The sequence below is a fragment of the Vogesella mureinivorans genome (genome assembly GCF_007644035.1).
GTDB lineage: Bacteria > Pseudomonadota > Gammaproteobacteria > Burkholderiales > Chromobacteriaceae > Vogesella > Vogesella mureinivorans.
Genome location: NZ_VMTV02000405.1, coordinates 1 through 284, shown reverse-complemented (window position 1 = coordinate 284; position 284 = coordinate 1). Strand labels below are relative to the sequence as shown.

General features: G+C 44.4%; 1 protein-coding gene. It reads left to right on the top strand.

Translation table 11 applies throughout. The features are described from left to right. On the top strand, positions 1–284 hold a 284-nt coding region (locus FLQ44_RS25570; RefSeq protein ID WP_206208834.1), incomplete at both ends, for a hypothetical protein.

Sequence of the window (284 nt, the reverse complement as noted above, 5' to 3'; positions counted from 1 at the left end):
TACCTCCAGCAGTATGAGCCGATTCGAGAACTGGAGAAACGTCCCCATGATTTACGCCTAAGTAAAAATAGCCTACTGAAATCTGGTTTGCGAGCTGACTTCTTAGAAGACTCTGAAGAAGTCAAACGCTCTGCTTGGTTTCAGCGCTACCTAGAAGGGGAAACTATCGAGTTTTACATCGAAGGGAGTGGTGGCTACGCGATCTCGAATATTGATCTAATTAGTCACGAAATTTACTTCACCAAGCAAGAAGTGATGGCTCATCTGGAGCCAACCATTTTTCT